Here is a 15,430-nt window from a genome sequence, read left to right as displayed (position 1 = left end):
GCCGGATCCGATGCGAAGAATCCTCCGCGGCCTGGTCACCGGCGTGGCGGCCGTCCTGCTGACCGTGCCGGCGACCGCGCGGGCCGGCACGGAGCCCAAGGCGCCACCGGAGTTCGTCGCCCTGCGCGACGTCGACCCCACCATCCGCCAGGAAATGCGCTACCCCACCCGGCACAACTTCACCGGCGGCCGCGTCGACGGCTACCGCCAACCGCTGTGCATCCTGACCCGCGACGCCGCGAACGCCCTGCGCCGGGCCCAGCGCTCCTTCCTCGGCCGCGGCTACACCCTCAAGGTGTACGACTGCTACCGGCCACAGCGCGCCGTCGACCACTTCGTGCGCTGGGCCGAGGACCTCCGCGACCAGCGGATGAAGGCCGAGTTCTACCCCCGCGTCGACAAGACCAGGCTCTTCGACGACGGCTACATCGCTGCCAGGTCCGGCCACAGCCGGGGCAGCACGGTCGACCTCACCCTGGTGCGGCTGCCCGCCCTGCCCACCCGCCCCTACATCCCCGGCGAGCCGCTGAAACCCTGCTACGCCCCGCAGCGCGACCGCTTCCCGGACAACTCCCTCGACATGGGCACGGGCTTCGACTGCTTCGACACCCTGTCCCACACCCTCGACCCGCGTGTCACCGGTGAACAGCGCGGCAACCGGCTGCTGCTCAAGGACGGCCTGGAGAAGGCGGGCTTCCGGAACCTCCCGGAGGAGTGGTGGCACTTCACCTACCGGCCCGAGACGTTCCCCGGCACGTACTTCGACTTCCCGGTCTCCCGGCGGTCCTTGAGCCGCAGTGCGGTAATCAGCGCCGGGAGTGGCGGATCGTCAATCGCCCGAACCCCATGACCCCGGAGATCCGGATCTCCGGGCCGCCGGGGCGGGAACGCCCTGGGGTCCTGTAGCGCAGGTCCTTCCACTGGGTGCGCAGACCCTTGACGTCGACGACCGCGTCGCGGGGCACCGTGATCCTCGCCCCGCCGGTTCCGAGGCGGAGTTCGAGATCGACGACCGGATGCTCGATGATCGCGCGGGACAGGTTCAGGCGCACCCTTCCGTAGGCCGACTCGACCTTGAGGACGCGGGGCACCCGCCATGCGCCGCGTCGCCGGATCCGTCCGCCGGCGGCTTCGATCGTCGACGTGGCGGCCACGGCCGGCTGCTCCTCCGGGAGCGCGGCCAGGGCCGACAGGAGCTCCTCGCGCGATCGCGCGAGGAGCGCCTGGTGGAGGCGCGCGTCCAACTCCTCGTGCGGGATGAGCCCTTCGGCGTAAGCGTCCTGCAGGCGCCGCACGGCCGTGTCGCGGTCGTCCTCGCCGATCAGCGACGGCGAGCCGTCCGATAAGGGGGGCACTGTGTCACCTCACTGCCGTGCCGGTGGTGCGGACGCACCCGGTCCCGTGGCGAGCAGGATATCCGGTGGGGCGGCAGGCCGACTCGGCGCATCCACGCGGCCGAAACGGCGACGTCCGGAGGTGAGGCGGAGCGCGCGGTACTCGTCGCTGACAGTCGTCGCCACGGACAACAGCGCCACGAACTGGGTCACGAACCGGACCGGTTCGCCGGACGGAGCCGGGGCGAGGTGCGGCCGCCGCCCCCCGCCCGGCACCCCCGGCCGGGGGGCACCCGCCCCGCACACCCCCTACACCACCAGACCCCCCGCGATCTCGATCGCCTGCCCCGTGATGTAACGCGCCCGCTCCGACGCCAGGAAGCAGACCAGATGTGCCACGTCCTCCGGGGTGCCGAAGGCGTGGCCGGGGATGAGGGACTTGAGGAAGTCCGCCTTGTCCTCGGGGATCGCGGCCGTCATGTCGGTCTCGATGAGGCCGGGGGCGACCGCGTTGACGGTCACGCCCCGGGAGCCGACCTCCTTGGCCAGGGCCTTGGTGAAGCCGACGACGCCGGCCTTGGCGGCGGAGTACGCCGTCTGGCCGGGAATGCCGTGCAGGCCGGAGGAGGAGGCGATGTTGACGACGGCGCCGCTGCGCTGTTTGACCAGCGGCATCAACAGCGGCTTGGTGACGGTGTACATGCTGTCGAGGTTGGTGCCGATGACCTCGTGCCACTGCCGCGGAGCCATGCGGGCGAACAGCGTGTCGCGGGTGACGCCGGCGTTGTTGACGAGGGCGTCGAACCGGTCCAGGCGGTCCAGGGCCGTGGCGGCGAAGCGTCCGGCGTCCGCCGCGTCGGCGACGTCGACGCGGAGCGGGGTGCAGCGCCGCCCCGGGTGGGCGGCGCTCAGCTCCTCGGCCAGGGCGCGGGCGCGTTCCTCTCCGCTGTGGTAGCCGAAGACGACGTCCGCGCCCTGCTCCAGCGCCAGCCGTACCACCGCGGCGCCGATGCCCCGGGAGCCGCCGGTGACGACGACGCCCCGGCCGTCGAGGGGGAACGCGTCCGTCACCGGGCGCTCCGGGCGGCGGACTCCTTCTTGCGCCGCGCGGCCTCCTCGCGCAGCTCGCGGTAGCGCTCCTCGGCGATCAGGGCGGAGATCATCGGGGCGTAGAACGCGCCGTCGCCCACCAGCCGGATGTGCTCCGGCGTGATCTCGGCGTAGCCGCGCTCGGCCAGCACGTCCCAGACGGTCGCGAACTTCTCGTGGATGTCGAGACCGAACGCGGCACGGTACTGGACCCGGTCGATCCGGGTGCTGATGAGGCTGCGGAAGAGGACCATCAGCAGCCAGTCCTCGGGCGTGTGCCGGAAGCCCCGCTCGACGGGGAAGCGGCCGGCGTCGATCGCCGCCTTGTACTGCGGCAGGCTGCGCTGGTTGATGAACGACCACGAACGGCCGGGCGGCAGCGCCGGGTTGCCGAAGAAGGTGATCGCCGCGTAGCCCAGCCCGAGCGTGTCCATGTGCTCGAAGCGCGGGAGGTAGCCCTCGCGGAAGTCCCGGGACGCGGGGTCGCCGGGACGGCGGAAGTTGTACGTGGAGAGCTGCTCGTAGCCGTGGTCGAGCAGGAAGTCCCGGCCCGCCCGGTACATCTCCAGGTTGGCCAGGGTGCTGGGCAGCTCGTGGTAGCGGTTGAGCGCGAAGTCGGTCGGGCCGCCGACGTTCAGCTCGTAGTGGGTGATGTCGTACACGTCCCACGAGACGAGCGTCTCCAGGTCCTCCAGCATCGTGTCCACCGTCTGCTGGGGCCAGCCGAAGATGAGGTCGACGTTGGCGGCCAGGCCCAGTTCACGGGCCCACTCCAGGCTCTGGATCACATGCTTGGTGGTCTGCTTGCGCCCGCTGAAGCTGTTGAGGCGCTCGTTGATCTGCTGGACGCCCATGCTGATCCGGTTCATCCCGGAGTCGCGGATCGCCTGCATCTTCTCCCGGGAGAAGAGCTGGGGGATGCCCTCCAGCGTGAGGTCCGCGTCCTTCGCGATCTCCGGGAAGAGGCCGCGGACCATGTCCATGATCCGGTGGTACACGGGGGCCTTGTAGAGATTGGACGTGCCGCCGCCGAAGTAGGCGCCGGACAGGACGGTGCCCTCCATCTGCTCCCGGTACATCTCGGCCTCGCGTTCCACGTAGCCGTAGTAGTTCTCCAGGGCCGCGTTGCCCTGGAACTCCTCGACGGGGAACAGGCAGTAGCCGCACTTTCCGGGGCTGGTCTGGATGCAGTACGGGACGCCGATGTAGAGGAAGACGTGCGACTGGTCGCCGGCGGCGCGCAGCCGGCGGCGGTCCTCGCCGATCTCCTCCAGCGGCACGGACGTCTCGTTCCAGAACCGCGGGGACGGGAAGCCGTGCTGGATCTTGTTGACCTGGCGTTCGGCCAGGTGGCTGTCGAGATAGCTGTTGACGTAGTCGGGGCTCAACACGGTCGCTGGCACTTCCCCTCTGGGTGGGATCTGCCGGGTGGGTGGGCGACGGGCTCAGGAACCGGCCGGGTCCGCGAGGATCACCTGGTGGAGGAGGTAGTCCGCCAGCTCCTCGATGCTCTGGTACTCCAGGGCCTCCATCGCCTTGAAGCGGAAGTCGAGCTTCTCCTGGATGCGGCGCTGGAGTTCGGTGATGCTCAGCGAGTCCAGGCCGATCTCCAGCAGCGCCAGGGACGGGTCCAGGGAGCGGATGTCGACGTCCAGCTCGGCCGACATCCGCCCGAGCGTGTCGACGATCTCGTCGGTCAGCCAGTCGATGACCGCCCGCCGCCGCTCCCCGGCCGCCAGCGGCTCGACGCGCTCCCGCAGCTCCCGCCGCGACGCCCCGCTCTCCCGGGGGCGGTCGCCGGCCGGCGCGGCCGGGACGGCCGAGGTGCCCGTCAGCGACGCGACGCGCCGGAACTCGACCTCGTCCAGCTCCGCGACGGCCCGCCCGGCGTCGTCCAGGACGTCCACGTGTGCGGTGAACGCGGCCCCGTCGGCGCCCAGGCGCAGCCGGACGTGGCCCCACACCTGGTCGGGGAGCGGACCGCGCAGCACCGCGCGGCCGACGCCGACCGGGACGTACGCGCCCCGGGACGCGGCGTCGCGCGCCGCCGCCGAGGTCAGGTGCAGACAGCCGTCGAGCATGGTGGCGAACCGGTGCGGGTGCCCGGCCCGCGCCGCGCCGTCGGGGGCGGCGGTGATCCGGCCGAGCGCCTCGCCGCCCGCCTCGTCGGCCCACAGCTCGCGGACGGTGGAGAAGCTCGCGCCGTACTCCAGGCCGTCCTCCCGCAGCAGGCCGTAGAGCTTGCCGGGGGAGAGCGTCGTGGGCAGCGCGGCCCGCAACTCCTCGGGCCGGACGGACGGCCGGCCGGCGCGCTCCGGGGCCGGCCCGGCCTTGCCGCGGCAGTACCGGGGCGCGTCGTCCCCGTCGCCCCCGGCCACGGCGAACCGGAAGCGCCCGGGCCCGTCCTCCGCCAGCTCCACCCGGACCTCCGTCGGCCGGGCGGGCGGCAGGAGGAGCGGCCGGACGAAGTCGACGTCGGTCAGCTCGACGGGCGCGGACCCGTACCGGGCGGCCGACGCGCAGGCGTCCAGGGCCAGTTGAAGGTATCCGGTGGCCGGGAAGACCGTCGAGCCGAGGATGCGGTGGTCGGCCCACGGCGTGCCCGGCTGCAGCTCGTGCCGGCGGACGGTACGGACGGGGGCCGGCCGGGGCACGGCCGCGGCCGCCGGCGCCGCGCCGTCGCGGCGCCTGTCCGGCGCGGGCTCCACCCAGTAGCGGTCCCGGCGGAAGGGGTACTGCGGGGCCGACGGGGTACGCCGGTAACGCGGCCCCCGGTACAGCGCGGACAGGTCGACGGCGGCCCCCGCCGTGAACAGGGCGCCCGCGGCGGCCAGCAGACTGCGGACGTCCCGCCCGTCGCGCCGCAGCGTGGGGACCACCGTCACGCCGTCCGGGCCGCCGAACGCCTCGGGGACGTACGCCGCCAGGGCGGGGTGCGGGCCGATCTCGACGACCACCTCGCAGCCCAGCCCGGCCGCCGCGCGCAGCCCGTCGTGGAACCGGACGGTCCGGCGGGCGTGCCGGCTCCAGTACTCGGGCCCCTCCGCACCGGTCAGCGCCTCGCCGGTGACGTTGGAGAACACCGGCACCGCGGGGGCGCCGGGACGCAACCCGGCGGCGGCCTTGGCCAGTTCGGGCAGGACCGGGTCCATCAGCGGCGAGTGGAAGGCGTGCGACGTGCGCAGCCGCGCCGTCCGGCGGCCCTGCTCCCCGGCCATCCGCGCCACCTCGTCCACGGCCCCGGCCCGGCCGGAGACGACGACGGCGCGCGGGCTGTTGACCGCGGCGACCGACACGTCGTCCTCGCGCCCCGCCACCCAGCCCCGCACGGTCTCCCACGGCGCGTCGACCGCCAGCATGAAGCCGTCGCGCGGCAGTTCGCCCATGAGACGGCCGCGCACGGCGGCGAAGCGGGCCGCGTCCTCCAGCGGGAGCATGCCGGCGACGCACGCGGCGACGACCTCGCCGACGCTGTGCCCGACCACGGCCTTCGGCACCACGCCCCAGGAGCGCAGCAGGGCCGCGAGGGCGTACTCGACGGCGAACAGCGCCGGCTGGGCCAGCCGCGTGTCGTCCAGCGCGTCCGGCGCCTCCTCCTCGAAGAGCAGCCGCCGCAGCGGGACGGGGAGCTCGCCGTCCAGGACGTCGGCGCAGCGGTCGAGGGCCGCCGCGAACTCCGGTTCGTGGCTGTAGAGTTCGCGGGCCATGCCGGGGTGCTGGACGCCCTGGCCGGTGAAGACGAAGGCCGTTCCGGCGGACTTCGCGGGGCGGCCGGAGGAGACCGACGGCGGTGTCCGCCGGCTGCGCCACAGCCGGAGGTCGTTGGCGATCTCGATGCCGTTCCGGCCGGTCACGGCGAGGCGGTGGCGGTGCGCGGCGCGTCCGGCGGCGGCCGTGAACACGGCGGCCGGCAGGGTCTCCCGGTCGGTGCGCGACAGGTGGTCGGCCCAGCGGCCGGCCAGGTCGTCCAGGCTGCCGGACGACTTGGCGGAGAGGACGAGGAGTTCGGCCGGACGCTGCCCGGCCTCCCCGGCGGGGCGCGGCAGCGGTGCCTCGCGCAGGATCGCGTGGGCGTTGGTGCCGCTGTAGCCGAAGGAGTTGACGGCGGCCAGGCGCGGCACGTCGCCGCGCGGCCAGGGCACGGGCCCGGTGGGGACCTCCACCGCGGCTCCGGCGAGGTCGATCTTGGGGTTGAGGCGGTCGAGGTGGACGCTGGGGTAGATCGTCTCGCGCTGCAGGGAGAGTGCGGCCTTGACGACGCCGAGGAGCCCCGAAGCGGCCTCGGTGTGGCCGAAGTTGCTCTTCGCCGAGCCGACGTACAGCGGGCGGTCCCCGGCGCGGTGCCGGCCGTACGAGCCGGCGATGGCCCCCATCTCAATCGGGTCGCCGACGGGCGTGCCGGTGCCGTGCGCCTCGACGTAGCCGACCTGGGCGGGGTCGACGCCGCTGCGGGTGAGCACGGAGCGGATGATCTGTTCCTGGGTGCGGCCGTTGGGCGCGGTGAGCGCCGGGGTGTGCCCGTCGTGGTTGATGCCGGTGCCGACCACGGTGGCCAGGATGGGGTCGCCGCGCTCCTCGGCGAGCGACTGGCGGCGCAGCAGCGCGGCCACACAGCCCTCGCTGCGGACGTAGCCGTCCGCCCCCGCGTCGAAGGACCGGCACTGCCCGCTGGGTGAGAAGAGCCCCAACTTGCAGAAGGCGATGTGCACTTGGGGGTTGAGGATGAGGTTGACGCCGGCGACGACGGCCGCGTCGCACTCGCCGGTGAGCAGGGACTGCCGGGCCAGGTGCAGGGCGACCAGCGATCCCGAACAGGCGGTGTCGACCGTCACGCACGGGCCGGTCACGTCGAGGAAGTGGGCGATGCGGCCGGCGCTGATGCTGGCCGCGTCGCTCATCGCGTCGTAGGCGGTGATGCCGTCGAGGCCCACGGCGTCGTGCTTGACGATGAAGTAGCCGTTGCTGTTCATCATCGCCAGGAAGACGCCGGTGGCGGTGCCGGCGAGCTCCCGGGGGTCCTGCCCGGCGTGTTCCAGGGCGTGCCAGACCGTCTGGAGGAGCAGGCGCTGCTGGGGGTCCATGCGGGTGGCCTCGACGTCCGAGATGCCGAAGAACGCCGCGTCGAAGCGGTCGACGTCGTCGACGAATCCGCCGTGGCGGACGTAGGTCTTGCCGGGCGCCAGGGGATCGGGGTCGTAGAACGCGTCCACGTCCCACCGGCTGGGCGGGATCTCCTCGATGCAGTCGCGCCCTTCGCGTAGGACGGTGTGTATGTCGTCCAGCCCGTGCACCTTTCCGGGGAGCGTGCATCCGATCCCTACCAGGGCGATGGGCTCAGCATCCATGCCGATTCTCCTTCGGCGGCGGGGGAGGGTGCTGTCATGACGGCCCGGGACGGGCCGCGGCCTGGGACAGCCACCAGTCGCGGAGCGTGTCGCGCGCGTTCAGCGCCGGGGTCTCGGACCCCGTCGAACCACGGCTCCGCGCAGAGGCGTTGGCCGAATCTCATTTCGGCGCACCCTGGCAAGGCTAGGCGGACGGCCGACAGGGGGTCAACAGCGCATCAGGGGGCCGGAGAAGACGTTCCGCGGAAGGATGCGACGGCATGGGGCGGGGGCGGGTGCCCGCGTCATGTTCCGGGACGGAACACGCGTACGGGCGGCCGGGCGCGGGGATCCGGCCGCCCGTCGGGGCGTCAGCGGTGGGTGAACTCCGGCGGGCGCTTGTCCACGAAGGCGGACATGCCCTCCTTCTGGTCCGCCGTCGCGAACACCGCGTGGAACAGGCGGCGTTCGAAGTGGACGCCCTCGGCGAGGGTCGTCTCGAAGGACCGGTTCACGGCCTCCTTGGCCATCATCGCCACCGGCGCGGACATGCCGGCCACGGTGTCGGCGACGGCCAGGGCCTCGGCGAGGAGGTCGTCGGCCGGGACGATCCGCGACACCAGACCGGCGCGTTCGGCCTCGGCGGCGTCCATGGTGCGGCCGGTCAGGCACAGCTCCATGGCCTTGGCCTTGCCGACGGCGCGGGTCAGGCGCTGCGAGCCGCCGATGCCGGGGATGACGCCGAGCTTGATCTCGGGCTGGCCGAAGACGGCCGTGTCGGCGGCGATCAGGATGTCGCAGAGCATGGCCAGTTCGCAGCCGCCGCCCAGCGCGTAGCCGGCGACCGCCGCGACGGTGGGCGTGCGGACGCGGCCCAGCCGGTCCCACGCGGCGAACCAGTCCTCCAGGTACATGTCCATGTAACTCCGCGGCCGCATCTCCTTGATGTCGGCCCCGGCGGCGAACGCCTTGGCCGAGCCGGTGATGACGACGCAGCCCACCTCCGGGTCGCGGTCGAGCGCCTCGGCCGCCGCGACGACCTCGTTCATGAGCTGGAGGTTGAGCGCGTTGAGGGCCTTGGGCCGGTTGAGGGTCAGCAGCGCGGTGCGGCCCTTGCGCTCGACGAGGATCGTCTCGTACGCGTCGGTCATGCGGTGGTTCCGTTCTGGTCGGAGGTCGGTGCCGGGCCCTGCCGGACGGCGCGCACGATGCCGGAGAAGTCCTGTTCCGCTCCCTCGCCCCCGGCGAACGCGGCGTACAACTCGGCGGCGCGCAGCCCCAGTTCGGCGGCGACCCCGTTCGCGCGGGCCGCCTCCGCCGCCAGGCGCAGGTCCTTGGCCATCAGCGGGGCCGAGAAGCCCGGCCGGTAGTCGTGGTTGGCCGGGCTGGCCGGGACCGGGCCGGGCACGGGGCAGTTGGTGGTCAGCGCCCAGCACTGGCCGGAGGAGGTGGAGGCCACGTCGAAGAGGGCCTGGTGGCTCAGTCCCAGGCTCTCGCCCAGGACGAACGCCTCGCTGACGGCGATCATCGAGATGCCCAGGATCATGTTGTTGCAGATCTTGGCGGCCTGGCCGGCGCCCGCGTCCCCGCAGTGCACGGACCGCGCGCCCATCGCCGCCAGCAGCGGCTCGGCCCGCGCGAACTCCTCCGCGCCGCCGCCCGCCATGAACGTCAGCGTGCCCGCCTCGGCGCCCACCACCCCGCCGGACACCGGGGCGTCCAGCGCCCGGTGGCCGGCGGCCCGGACGGCCTCGTGGGCCGCGCGGGCGTCGGCGACGTCGATGGTGGAGCAGTCGAGGAAGAGCGTGCCGGGCCGGGCCGCGGCGAGCAGCCCCTCGTCCCGGTAGAGGCCGAGGACGTGCCGGCCCGTCGGCAGCATGGTGACGACCACGTCCGCCTCGGTGACGGCCGCGACCGCCGAGGGGGCGGCCTCGACGCCCCGCCCCTCGGCGGCGGCGAGCAGCCCGGGCACCACGTCGTACCCGACGACCCGGTGCCCGGCCGCCGCCAGCCGCCCGGCCATGGGGCCGCCCATGCGGCCCAGTCCTATGAACGCGACGACCTCGCTCACCGGGTCACCTCCTGGGGGGAGTCGAGGCGTCCCGGACGCAGCTCGCGCCCGGGGACGGGGGTGAAGAAGCGGGCCACGTCCTCCTCGGTGACGTCGGCCAGCCGCGCCGGGGACCACGTGGGGTCGCGGTCCTTGTCGACGACCTGGGCGCGGATGCCCTCGACGAGGTCGGGGCTGGACAGGGCCGCGCACGAGACCCGGTACTCCTGCTCCAGCACCCGCTCCAGGGAGCCGAGTTCACGGGCCCGCCGCAGCGCCGTCAGGGTGACCTTGAGGGCGGTGGGCGACTTCGTCAGCAGCGTCGCGGCGGCCTCCCGCGCGGCCGGCTCCTCACGGGACTCCAGCCGGGCCACGATCTCCTCGACCGTACCGGCCGCGTAGCAGTGGTCGATCCACTCCCGCTGCCCGTCGAGCACGCCCGGCGGTGCCGTCTCCGTGTGGCGGGCGAGGACGGCGTCGACCGGGTCGTGTGCCAGCTCCCCGGCCAGCCGCGGCAGCCGGCCGGAGGGGACGAAGTGGTCGGCGAGCCCGCACAGCAGGGCGTCCGCCGCGCCCACCGGGGTGCCGGTGAGGGCGAGATGGGTGCCCAGCTCGCCCGGGGCCCGGGCCAGGAGGTGGGTGCCGCCGACGTCGGGCACGAAGCCGATGCCGGTCTCCGGCATGGCCACCCGGGAGCGCTCGGTGACGACGCGGACGCCGCCGTGGGCCGAGACGCCGACGCCGCCGCCCATGACGATGCCGTCCATCAGCGCGACATAGGGCTTGGGGTACTGGGCGATGGCGGCGTTGAGCCGGTACTCGTCGCGCCAGAAGTCCGCCGACGCGGTGCCGCCGGTGCGGGCGTCCTCGTGGATGGCCCGGATGTCGCCGCCCGCGCACAGGCCGCGCTCGCCGGCCCCGGAGATCACCACGGTCTCGACGGCGGGGTCCTTCTCCCAGCGGGCCAGCGCCTCGTCGATGACGCGGACCATCGCGTGGGTCAGGGAGTTGAGGGCCTTGGGACGGTTGAGCGTGATGTAGCCCGCGCGTCCCTCGGTGCGCAGGAGGACGTCGTCGTCGCCGGCCGCCGTCATCGGCCGGCCCCCGTCAGCCCGCGGGCCACGATGAGGCGCATGATCTCGTTGGTTCCTTCCAGGATCCGGTGCACCCGGAGGTCTCGGACGATCTTCTCGATGCCGTACTCGGTGAGGTAGCCGTACCCGCCGTGCAACTGGAGGGCCTGGTCGGCGACCCGGTAGCCGGTGTCGGTGGCGAACCGCTTGGCCATCGCGCACCACTGGGCGGCCTGGTCGAGCCCCTCGTCCAGGGCCCGCGCGGCCTGGTGGACCAGGGCCCGCGCGGCGGTCAGCTCGGTCTCCATGTCCGCCAGCCGGAAGCGCAGCGCCTGCGCGTCGAGCAGCGGGGCGCCGAAGGCCTCGCGGTCGGCGAGGTAGGCCAGGCTGCGGGCCAGCGCGCTGCGGCCGCCGCCCAGGGAACAGGCGGCGATGCCCAGCCGGCCGCCGTTGAGGCCGTGCATGGCGATGCGGAAGCCGTCGCCCTCGGCGCCGAGCCGCCGGTCCGCGGGGATCCGGACGCCGTCGAGGATCACCTGCCGGGTCGGCTGGGCGTTCCAGCCCATCTTCCGCTCGTTGGGGCCGAACGACAGCCCCGCGTCGTCCCGTTCGACGACGAAGGCGCTCACCCCGCGCGGCCCGGGCTCGCCGGTGCGGGCCATGACGATGTAGACCCGGGAGGCGCCGGCACCGGAGATGAACTGCTTGACGCCGGTCAGGACGTAGTGGTCGCCGTCGCGCTCGGCGCGGGTGCCGAGGGCGGAGGCGTCCGACCCGGCCCCGGGCTCGGTCAGGCAGTAGCTGCCGAGGTCGTCCATCGCGCACAGGCCCGGCAGCCAGCGGGCGCGCTGGGCGTCGTCGCCGTAGCGGTCGATCATCCAGGCGACCATGTTGTGGATGGAGAAGTAACCGGCGATCGACGGGCAGCCGGTGGCCAGTTCCTCGAAGACGAGCACGCCGTCCGAGCGGGTCAGGCCCGAACCGCCGTGCTCCTCGCGCACGTAGACGCCGCCGAGGCCGAGGGCCGCGCCCTTGCGCAGGACGTCCGTGGGGAAGTGCTTGTCGCGGTCCCACTCCACGGCGTGGGGCGCGAGGTGCTCGGCGGCGAAGTCCCGCGCGGTCTCCGCGATGGCGAGCTGCTCCTCCGAGAGGAGATCGGTCATGAGAGCCGGCATCGGGTCACTCCATGGTCGGGATGGAGAAGCTCGCGCCCTCCTTGACCCCGGAGGGCCAGCGCGAGGTGACGGTCTTGGTGCGGGTGTAGAAGCGGATGGCGTCCGGGCCGTGCTGGTTGAGGTCGCCGAAGCCGGAGCGCTTCCAGCCGCCGAAGGTGTGGTAGGCGACGGGCACCGGGATCGGCACGTTGACGCCGACCATGCCGGTGTCGACGCGCCGCGCGAAGTCCCGCGCGGTGTCACCGTCGCGTGTGAAGATCGCCACGCCGTTGCCGAAGGCGTGCTCGCTGGGCAGGCGCAGCGCCTCGGCGTAGTCGGCGGCGCGCACCACGCACAGCACCGGGCCGAAGATCTCCTCGCGGTAGACGCGCATGCCGGGGGAGACCCGGTCGAAGAGGGTCGGGCCGACGAAGAAGCCGTTCTCGTGGCCGGGCAGGGTGAAGCCGCGGCCGTCCACGACGAGTTCGGCGCCCTCGGTGGCGCCGATGTCGATGTAGCGGCGCACCCGGTCGAGGGCGTCGCGGGTGACCAGTGGGCCGTAGTCGGCCTCGGGGTCGTCGGAGCGGCCGACGCGCAGGGTGCCGATGCGCTCCTTGAGCTTGGCGACGAGCCGGTCGGCGGTCTCCTCGCCGACGGGGACGGCGACGGAGACGGCCATGCAGCGCTCGCCCGCCGCCCCGTAGCCGGCGCCGACGAGGGCGTCGGCGGCCTGGTCGAGGTCCGCGTCGGGCATCACGATCATGTGGTTCTTGGCGCCGCCGAAGCACTGGGCGCGCTTGCCCTGCGCGGCGGCGGTCGCGTAGACGTGCGCCGCGACCGGGGTCGAGCCGACGAAGCCGACGGCCTTGACCCGCGGGTCCTCCAACAGCGCGTCCACGGCGGTCCTGTCGCCGTTGACCACGTTGAACACGCCCGCCGGCAGCCCGGCTTCGAGGAACAGCTCGGCGAGGCGCAGCGGCACCGACGGGGCGCGCTCGGAGGGCTTGAGGACGAAGGCGTTGCCGCAGGCGAGGGCGGGCGCGGCCTTCCACAGCGGGATCATCGCGGGGAAGTTGAACGGCGTGATCCCGGCGACGACGCCGAGCGGTGCGCGCAGCGAGTGGACGTCGATGCCGGTGCCGGCGTTGTCGGTGAACTCGCCCTTGAGCAGGTGCGGGATGCCGGCGGCGAACTCGACGACCTCCAGGCCGCGCTGGAGGTCGCCGTGCGCGTCGGCGAGGGTCTTGCCGTGCTCGGCGGACAGCAGCCGGGCCAGGGCGTCGCGCTCCTCCTCCACGAGCTGGAGGAAGCGCAGCATGACGCGGGCGCGGCGCTGGGGGTTCCAGTCGGCCCAGGCGGGCTGCGCGGCGGCCGCGTTCGCGACGGCCGCGAGGGTCTCCTCGTGGGAGGCGAGCGGCACATGGGCCTGTACGGAACCGGTGTTGGGGTCGTACACGTCGGCGTGGAGCCCCGACGTTCCGGGGGTGCGGACACCGCCGATGAAGTGGGTCAGTTCGCGGACCAAGGGGAGCCTGCTCTCGTCGTGAAGGGATCCCGGGGAACGGCACGGCGGCCCCGCCGGGGTGGTGGCGGGGCGGGCCGTGGGACGCGGGCCGAAGCGGGGGCGCGCGGAGCGTCAGGCCGACGCGCGGGGGCGTGGGCGCTCCGGGCGGTCACCCGGGTCGTGGGTGCGTGCCATGCGTGTCTGCTCCATCCTCGTGGACAACACGGAACACCCCGCGGCCGGTATCCTGACTCCCGGATCGACGCGCCCCGCCCGCCCCCGACGGCCTTGTGCCGGTGGCGAGTTCGCGGCGGTGCGCTCCTCGGTCACAGTGGCGGGACCGTGCCGGTCTCGCACCGCGGGCCTTGGTCACGACGATATAGTTGGACGTCCTAGTAAGTCCATCCCCTCCGGGTGACGAGTGATCGACGGCACGTGTGCGCCCGTAGGGGCCGAAGCGGCGTCAGTCGCGGACGAGTTCGGGCCGCGGCTCCGGCCGCCGCGCCGGCGGCACCTCCGGCGCCGGCTCGCGGTCCCACCGCCGGGTGGTGCGTACGTAGGTGTAGATCACCGAGCCCATCGCCAGCAGGAGCAGCGGGCCGGAGAGCCACGGGTGGCGGGCCATCTCCCCGGGCAGGAAGCGGTAGGACAGCAGGAGCGCGGTGAAGACCGCCGCGCCGTGGGCGACCATGCGGACTCCCCGCCGGTCCCCGCCGCGGTCCCAGCAGCGCAGCGCGGCCTCGACGGTGAGCGCGAACACGACACCGGCGACGAGGTCCACGCCGTAGTGGTAGCCGAATCCCAGCGTCGCGCTGAGCGTGGCGACGAGCCAGAAGGTGCCCGCGTGGCGCAGCAGGCGCGGGCCGCGACGGGAGTGGACGAAGATGGCGACGGACCAGGCCGTGTGCAGGCTGGGCATGCAGTTGCGCGGGGTGATGTCGTCGTACCCCATCGGGAGCGGGGTGTGGAGCGGCGGCAGGGTGTGCGGCCAGAGGTCGGCCACGGCCCACTGGACGCCGCCGGTGCCGGAGGCGCCCGGGCCGTAGGCGAAGACCGGCCCGACCACCGGGAAGACCATGTAGACGGCCGGTCCGAGGACGCCGATCAGCAGGAAGGTGCGCACCAGGTGGTGGCGGGGGAAACGGCCCGCGGCCCCCGTGGTGCGGAGCTGGTAGAGCGCGACGGCGATCGCGGCCACCGCGAGCTGGGCGTAGACGACGTCGAGGAGGTGGGTGCCGACCGGGCCGGTGGCGTCGAGGATCCGGCCCGCCACCCAGGACGGGTTGCCCAGCGCGTGGTCGGCGGTCGCCAGGTACTGGTCGAGGACCGAGGGGCGCGTCTTCGCGGTGATGAGCAGCCAGGTGTCGCCGATCTTGCGGCCGGTCACCAGGAGCAGGCCCAGCCCGACGCCCTTGAGCAGCAGGGCGCGTTCGCGGCCGGTGCGGCGCGTGACGGCGATGACGGCGCAGGCCAGCAGCACCCACAGCGCGCCGTTGCCGAAGTAGCGGCCGTCGGTCACCTCCACGCCGGCCGCCCACCGCACGAGCGCGAAGACGATGTCGATGCCGATCGCCGCGCCCGCGGCGACGAACCGTTGCCGCCAGGTGAGCACCACCATCATCAGGGCCAGCCCGCCGTACAGCGGGCCCGGTTTGGCGGGGAGGATCACCTCGCGCACCTGGGTGGTCAGCGGCCCCGGCGCACCGGCGTAACGGCGGGCGGCGATCTCCAGGGCTATGACGAGTCCGAGCGCCACCACACCCGCCGCGGTCCACAGGATCGCCTGCGGCCGACGCCATGCGGTGAGATTTGTTCGCGAAAACACTCCGCCAACTATAGGCACCAGGCGTTTGACCCTTTTATCCAGGTTGATCAAGGAGACGGCCCGACCCGCACGGAAGC

11 protein-coding genes and 1 riboswitch are annotated in these 15,430 nt (G+C 73.5%); of the genes, 1 reads left to right on the top strand and 10 read right to left on the bottom strand.

Annotated elements, in window-relative coordinates; translation table 11 throughout:
- Nucleotides 1-10 precede the first annotated feature (10 nt).
- Complete coding sequence (locus AC230_RS06800) at nucleotides 11-850, top strand: M15 family metallopeptidase (RefSeq protein ID WP_049715142.1); 840 nt, start codon at nucleotides 11-13, stop codon at nucleotides 848-850.
- Here AC230_RS06800 and AC230_RS06795 read toward each other — a convergent pair.
- The 10 genes from AC230_RS06795 to AC230_RS06750 all read right to left on the bottom strand — a co-directional run bounded on the left by AC230_RS06795 (nucleotide 807) and on the right by AC230_RS06750 (nucleotide 15,308).
- The gene (locus AC230_RS06795) at nucleotides 807-1,355 is read right to left on the bottom strand and encodes a DUF1707 SHOCT-like domain-containing protein (RefSeq protein ID WP_078871034.1); all 549 of its coding nucleotides are present in this window, start codon (nucleotides 1,353-1,355) and stop codon (nucleotides 807-809) included. The genes AC230_RS06800 and AC230_RS06795 overlap by 44 nt on opposite strands.
- 288 nt (nucleotides 1,356-1,643) lie before the next feature.
- Nucleotides 1,644-2,405, bottom strand: a complete 762-nt coding sequence (locus tag AC230_RS06790; protein ID WP_049715141.1) for an SDR family oxidoreductase — start codon at nucleotides 2,403-2,405, stop codon at nucleotides 1,644-1,646.
- Nucleotides 2,402-3,814, bottom strand: a complete 1,413-nt coding sequence (locus tag AC230_RS06785) for a coproporphyrinogen-III oxidase family protein (RefSeq protein WP_206743342.1) — start codon at nucleotides 3,812-3,814, stop codon at nucleotides 2,402-2,404. The genes AC230_RS06790 and AC230_RS06785 overlap by 4 nt, the downstream gene beginning before the upstream one ends.
- Before the next feature lie 54 nt (nucleotides 3,815-3,868).
- Nucleotides 3,869-7,768 carry a type I polyketide synthase gene (locus AC230_RS06780; protein WP_049715139.1) on the bottom strand — a complete coding sequence of 1,300 codons (3,900 nt, stop codon included), beginning with the start codon at nucleotides 7,766-7,768 and terminating at the stop codon, nucleotides 3,869-3,871.
- A 350-nt stretch (nucleotides 7,769-8,118) separates the two neighbouring features.
- Nucleotides 8,119-8,898: an enoyl-CoA hydratase gene (locus AC230_RS06775; RefSeq protein ID WP_049715138.1), complete on the bottom strand. Its 780-nt coding sequence runs from the start codon at nucleotides 8,896-8,898 to the stop codon at nucleotides 8,119-8,121.
- Nucleotides 8,895-9,818 carry a 3-hydroxyisobutyrate dehydrogenase gene (mmsB, locus tag AC230_RS06770; RefSeq protein WP_049715137.1) on the bottom strand — a complete coding sequence of 308 codons (924 nt, stop codon included), beginning with the start codon at nucleotides 9,816-9,818 and terminating at the stop codon, nucleotides 8,895-8,897. The genes AC230_RS06775 and mmsB overlap by 4 nt, the downstream gene beginning before the upstream one ends.
- Entirely contained in the window at nucleotides 9,815-10,891 is a 1,077-nt protein-coding gene (locus AC230_RS06765) for an enoyl-CoA hydratase/isomerase family protein (RefSeq protein ID WP_049715136.1), read from the bottom strand. Before AC230_RS06765 ends, mmsB begins: the two co-directional genes overlap by 4 nt.
- A complete protein-coding gene (locus AC230_RS06760; protein ID WP_049715249.1) occupies nucleotides 10,888-12,033 on the bottom strand; it encodes an acyl-CoA dehydrogenase family protein in 1,146 nt (381 codons plus the stop codon). The genes AC230_RS06765 and AC230_RS06760 overlap by 4 nt, the downstream gene beginning before the upstream one ends.
- Before the next feature lie 16 nt (nucleotides 12,034-12,049).
- On the bottom strand, nucleotides 12,050-13,549 hold the full coding sequence (locus AC230_RS06755) for a CoA-acylating methylmalonate-semialdehyde dehydrogenase (RefSeq protein ID WP_049715135.1): 1,500 nt from the start codon (nucleotides 13,547-13,549) through the stop codon (nucleotides 12,050-12,052).
- A 222-nt stretch (nucleotides 13,550-13,771) separates the two neighbouring features.
- Nucleotides 13,772-13,889, bottom strand: a riboswitch (cobalamin riboswitch).
- Nucleotides 13,890-13,991: 102 nt separating this feature from the next.
- Nucleotides 13,992-15,308, bottom strand: coding sequence for a phosphatase PAP2 family protein (locus AC230_RS06750; protein ID WP_049715248.1), 1,317 nt, complete (start codon nucleotides 15,306-15,308; stop codon nucleotides 13,992-13,994).
- Nucleotides 15,309-15,430 lie beyond the last annotated feature (122 nt).

It is taken from the genome of Streptomyces caatingaensis (assembly GCF_001187435.1).
GTDB lineage: Bacteria > Actinomycetota > Actinomycetes > Streptomycetales > Streptomycetaceae > Streptomyces > Streptomyces caatingaensis.
This window is presented reverse-complemented; position numbering and strand designations above follow the sequence as displayed.